The organism is Kitasatospora nipponensis, assembly GCF_039528135.1.
Taxonomy (GTDB): domain Bacteria; phylum Actinomycetota; class Actinomycetes; order Streptomycetales; family Streptomycetaceae; genus Kitasatospora; species Kitasatospora nipponensis.
The window spans coordinates 29,830-33,608 of sequence record NZ_BAAALF010000052.1 but is presented as its reverse complement, the minus strand read 5'-3'; the positions used below and the strand labels follow the sequence as shown (position 1 = coordinate 33,608).

Here is a 3,779-nt window from a genome sequence, read left to right as displayed (position 1 = left end):
ATCACCGCCGGGCCCCGGCACGCCGTCACGCCACCACGCCGCTACGACTCGATGTTGTAGTACGCGTCCGTCTGGCGCCGGTACTCCGCCCCGAGCTGCTCCTTGGAGAGCGTGAGCCAGACCGTGCGCGGGTCGGGCTCCACCCGGGCGATCGTGGAGAGCGGCAGCTTGACGATGCTGCCGAAGATCCAGACACCGGTGTCGACGACCAGGTGTCCGGCGCCGACGCCGGCGGTGTGGTGGCTGACGTGCCCGCAGTGGCCGTCGGTGGCCTCCACCCGGAAGCCGATCAGACTGTCGGCGTCCAGCAGCATCCGCTCGTCCCGCTCGGACGACTTCTCCATCGGTGACTCCTCTGTCTGCCGGCGCGCCCGGGGCCGCGCCCCTGGTGCGCCTGGTTCACGCGGCGGCGTCGAGGACGGACCGCAGCCACTGCTCGAGCTCGTCGTCGCTCCGCTCGCTGCCGGCCGGCACGTGCGCGAACGCCGTGTCGAGGAACTCCCGCAGCGGGTGCTGCCCGACCCGCACCACCGCCGAGCCGCTGCCGCCGTGCAGCAGCAGCAGGACGTGGCGGTGGCCGACCTCGGGCGCGATCTCGACGTCTCCGCTGCCGGCCGGCAGGTCCATCCCCTGGGCCAGCAGCTCCCGGGCGAAGCTCCACCGCTCGGTGGAGCCCAGCGGCAGCCGGAAGTCGACGTGGACGGCGTACGGGTCGCCCGCGTCGTAGCTCCAACTGGACCGCAACGGGATCTCGTGGTCGAGTCCGGCGACCAGCAGCTCGACCTGGAGATCGGCTGTGACCGTGGTGCTGTTCCCCCTCATCGGCTTGCTCCTCCTGTCGCGCCGCACGCTTCGTGGGGCCGCTTCTGCCCGCTGGGGCGGGCGCCAAACCGGCTGGACCCTCGCGACGTACCCGCCCTGGCCCCGTCCGGTCGACCCTGCTGTCGACATGAGAGTGAGGTCGCATCACGACCGGTAGCTGACACCGACGCTGGGCAGCGCCTCGGGGAACTCCTCGCGCAGGAAGGCGAGCAGGTGCTCACGCACCCAGCAGCGCAGCTCGAAGGCGTCCGAGGCGTCCCGGGCCGTCATCAGCGCCCGCACCACGATGGTGCTGGGGGTGGTGTCCACCACCTGGAGGGCGCTGCCCGCCCCGTCCCACAGCGGGGTGGCGGCCAGCAGCCGGTCGAACTCGGCCCGCAACGGGTCCATCGGGGTGCGGTGGTCCAGGTGCAGCAGAGCCGTCCCGGTGATCGCCGGGTCGCGCCGCGACCAGTTCTCGAACGGCTTGGCGACGAAGTACGAGACGGGCATGACGATCCGCCGCTGGTCCCAGGTCGCGATCACCACCGAGGTCAGCGTGATCTCCTCGACCGTCCCCCAGTCCCCGGCCACCACCACGTCGTCGCCCAGCCGCACCATGTCGCCGAACGCCAGCTGGATCCCGGCGAACAGGTTCGACAGGGTGCTCTGCGCCGCCACCCCCACCACCAGCCCGACGATGCCCGCCGAGGCCAGCAGGCTCGCACCCACGGCTCGGACCGCGGGGAAGGTCATCAACGCGGCCGCCAGCGCCATCACGGCGATCCCCGCGCTGGCGAGCCGGCGCAGCAGGCCGGTCTGGGTGCGCACCCGCCGGATCCTGGCCGGGTCCCGCCGCTGGGCCGTGTAGCGGTGCAGCGAGGTGTCGATCGACAGTGCCACCACCCGGGCCCCCAGCCACGCCCCCGAGGCGAGCAGCAGCAGGACCAGCGCGTGCCGGACCGGCCCGTGCGCGGCCGCGGTCAGGCCCGCACCGGGCTCGGCCACCAGCAGTTGGAGCACGCCGAGGGTCAGCAGGGCCGGCACCCGGCACCCGAAGAGCAGCTGCCGCCCCGGCTCGGCGAGCCCGCCACCGCGGCGGACCAGCAGCAGCACGGCGCGGTCGACCACGACGGTGACCCCCACCGCGGCGACCACCAGTGTGACCGGCCTGATCATGCCCCACAGCGACATCTCGCTCCTCTCGCCCCGATTCCCGACGGCGCCCGGCGCCGGCACCCCGGCCGGCGGGCGGACCGGTCCGCGACGCGACTGTCCGCCCCCGCCCCGCGCAAACCCCTGCCCACGGCGACCGCCCGAGTTGACCCGCCGTCCGGGGCTCGCGGTCCGACCGCCCGTCCGGGGCTCGCGGTCCCTCGCGCCCGCATGGTCGACGACGAGATCGGCCGGGCGATGGTCGCCGACGCTTCCGGCAGCGGCTCACCGCGCCCGACCTCCCGGAATGACGGACCCGGCAACGGGACTGAGGCCGCGTCACCTCCCGACCGGGGTAGGAGGCCCTGGGTACGGGATCACGCCGACTCCTCCTGCCACGGACTGATGCGGACCCGGTGACCGAACCGTGAGGCTGGCGCCTGCCGGACCTCCGGTGACCGTCAGAAGGAGAGACGCATGACGAACGGTAGGACCACCTCGCGCAGCGGCCTTCGCCTCGCCGCCGGGCTGCTCGCGGGCGCCACCGTGCTCGCCCTCGCACCGACCGCGAGCGCCGCCGCAGCCCCGAGCGGCACCCCCACCGGATCCGCCGCCGCCGGCGCCACGTCCGGCGCCACCGCGGCCCGCACCGACGGCGCCGCGCTCCAACGGGCGCTGGACGCGATCACCACGCAGGCCGGCGCCATCGGCGCCATCGCCGAGGTGCGGGAGAACGGCCGGGTCGCCTGGCGCGGCACGTCCGGGGTGCGGGACCTCACCGGCAGGGCGCCCGCGCCGGTCGACGGGGAGTTCCGGGCCGGCAGCGTGACCAAGACCTTCCTCTCCACGGTGCTGCTGCAGCTCTCCGCCGAGGGCCGGGTGGGGCTGGACGACCCGATCGAGCGCTACCTGCCCGGCGTCGTCCCCGGCGGCGCCGCGATCACCGTGCGCCAGGTGCTCAACCACACCGCCGGCATCTTCGACTTCACCGAGGACCCCCGGTTCAGCTTCGAGACCGAGGCCGCGCAGGAGCAACTGGTCGCCACCGACCGCTGGACGACCCACACCCCGCAACAGCTGATCGCCGTCGCCACCGGTCACCCGCCGTACTTCGCCCCCGGCCAGGGCTGGCACTACTCCAACACCGACTACCTGCTGATCGGCGAACTGATCGACCGGGTGACCGGCCGCTCCTGGCGCACCGAGGTCCGCCGGCGGATCCTGCAGCCGCTCGGGCTGGACCACACCTCCCTCCCCGGGACCGCCACCTCGATCCCCGGGCCGCACAGCCACGGCTACCTCCCGCTGACCGGCGGACCCGCCGACATCACCGCGCTCAACCCGTCGGTGGCGGGCGCCTCGGGCGAACTCCTCTCCACCACCGACGACCTGACCAGGTTCAACGCCGCCCTGCTCGGCGGCCGGCTGCTCGCGCCGGCCCAGCTCACCGCGATGACCACCACCGTCCCGGCCATCGCCGACCCGCCCAGTGAGTACGGCCTGGGCCTGATGCGCACCTCGCTCTCCTGCGGCGCCGTCTGGGGCCACCCGGGCGGGATCTTCGGCTACACCACCTACGTGTTCGGCGACCGCACCGGCACCCGGCAGATCGCGATCTCGGCGACCCCGTACGACCCGGTCAAGTCCGCCGCGCTGACGCCGACCGTCATCGCCCTGATGAACCAGGTCTTCTGCGCCCCCGGCGCACCCGCCCTCCCGTAGGGCGCCTCCTCACCGTCCCGCCGGGTCGCGCCGGCCCGGGGCCCGAACGCCCGCAGCTCCCGCGCCGGGAAACGGCAGCTGGACGGTGCCCGTCTGGGTCG

General features: G+C 74.2%; 4 protein-coding genes. 1 reads left to right on the top strand and 3 read right to left on the bottom strand.

Annotated elements, in window-relative coordinates; translation table 11 throughout:
* Positions 1 to 41 precede the first annotated feature (41 nt).
* The 3 genes from ABD323_RS17025 to ABD323_RS17015 form a co-directional block, all read right to left on the bottom strand.
* On the bottom strand, positions 42 to 344 hold the full coding sequence (locus tag ABD323_RS17025) for a hypothetical protein (protein ID WP_344442470.1): 303 nt from the start codon (positions 342 to 344) through the stop codon (positions 42 to 44).
* Between the two features lie 55 nt (positions 345 to 399).
* Positions 400 to 822, bottom strand: coding sequence for an SsgA family sporulation/cell division regulator (locus ABD323_RS17020; protein ID WP_344442468.1), 423 nt, complete (start codon positions 820 to 822; stop codon positions 400 to 402).
* Positions 823 to 966: 144 nt separating this feature from the next.
* Positions 967 to 1,995 carry a mechanosensitive ion channel family protein gene (locus ABD323_RS17015; protein WP_344442466.1) on the bottom strand — a complete coding sequence of 343 codons (1,029 nt, stop codon included), beginning with the start codon at positions 1,993 to 1,995 and terminating at the stop codon, positions 967 to 969.
* Between the two features lie 438 nt (positions 1,996 to 2,433).
* On the opposite strand from ABD323_RS17015, the gene ABD323_RS17010 reads away from it, so the two are divergent.
* Positions 2,434 to 3,678, top strand: coding sequence for a serine hydrolase domain-containing protein (locus ABD323_RS17010; RefSeq protein WP_344442465.1), 1,245 nt, complete (start codon positions 2,434 to 2,436; stop codon positions 3,676 to 3,678).
* Positions 3,679 to 3,779 lie beyond the last annotated feature (101 nt).

Excerpts from the sequence above, each read along its gene's own strand:
- ABD323_RS17025 (WP_344442470.1), bottom strand. The coding sequence starts at position 344 with ATGGAGAAGTCGTCCGAGCGGGACGAGCGGATGCTGCTGGACGCCGAC.
- ABD323_RS17020 (WP_344442468.1), bottom strand. The coding sequence starts at position 822 with ATGAGGGGGAACAGCACCACGGTCACAGCCGATCTCCAGGTCGAGCTG.
- ABD323_RS17015 (WP_344442466.1), bottom strand. The coding sequence starts at position 1,995 with ATGTCGCTGTGGGGCATGATCAGGCCGGTCACACTGGTGGTCGCCGCG.
- ABD323_RS17010 (WP_344442465.1), top strand. The coding sequence starts at position 2,434 with ATGACGAACGGTAGGACCACCTCGCGCAGCGGCCTTCGCCTCGCCGCC.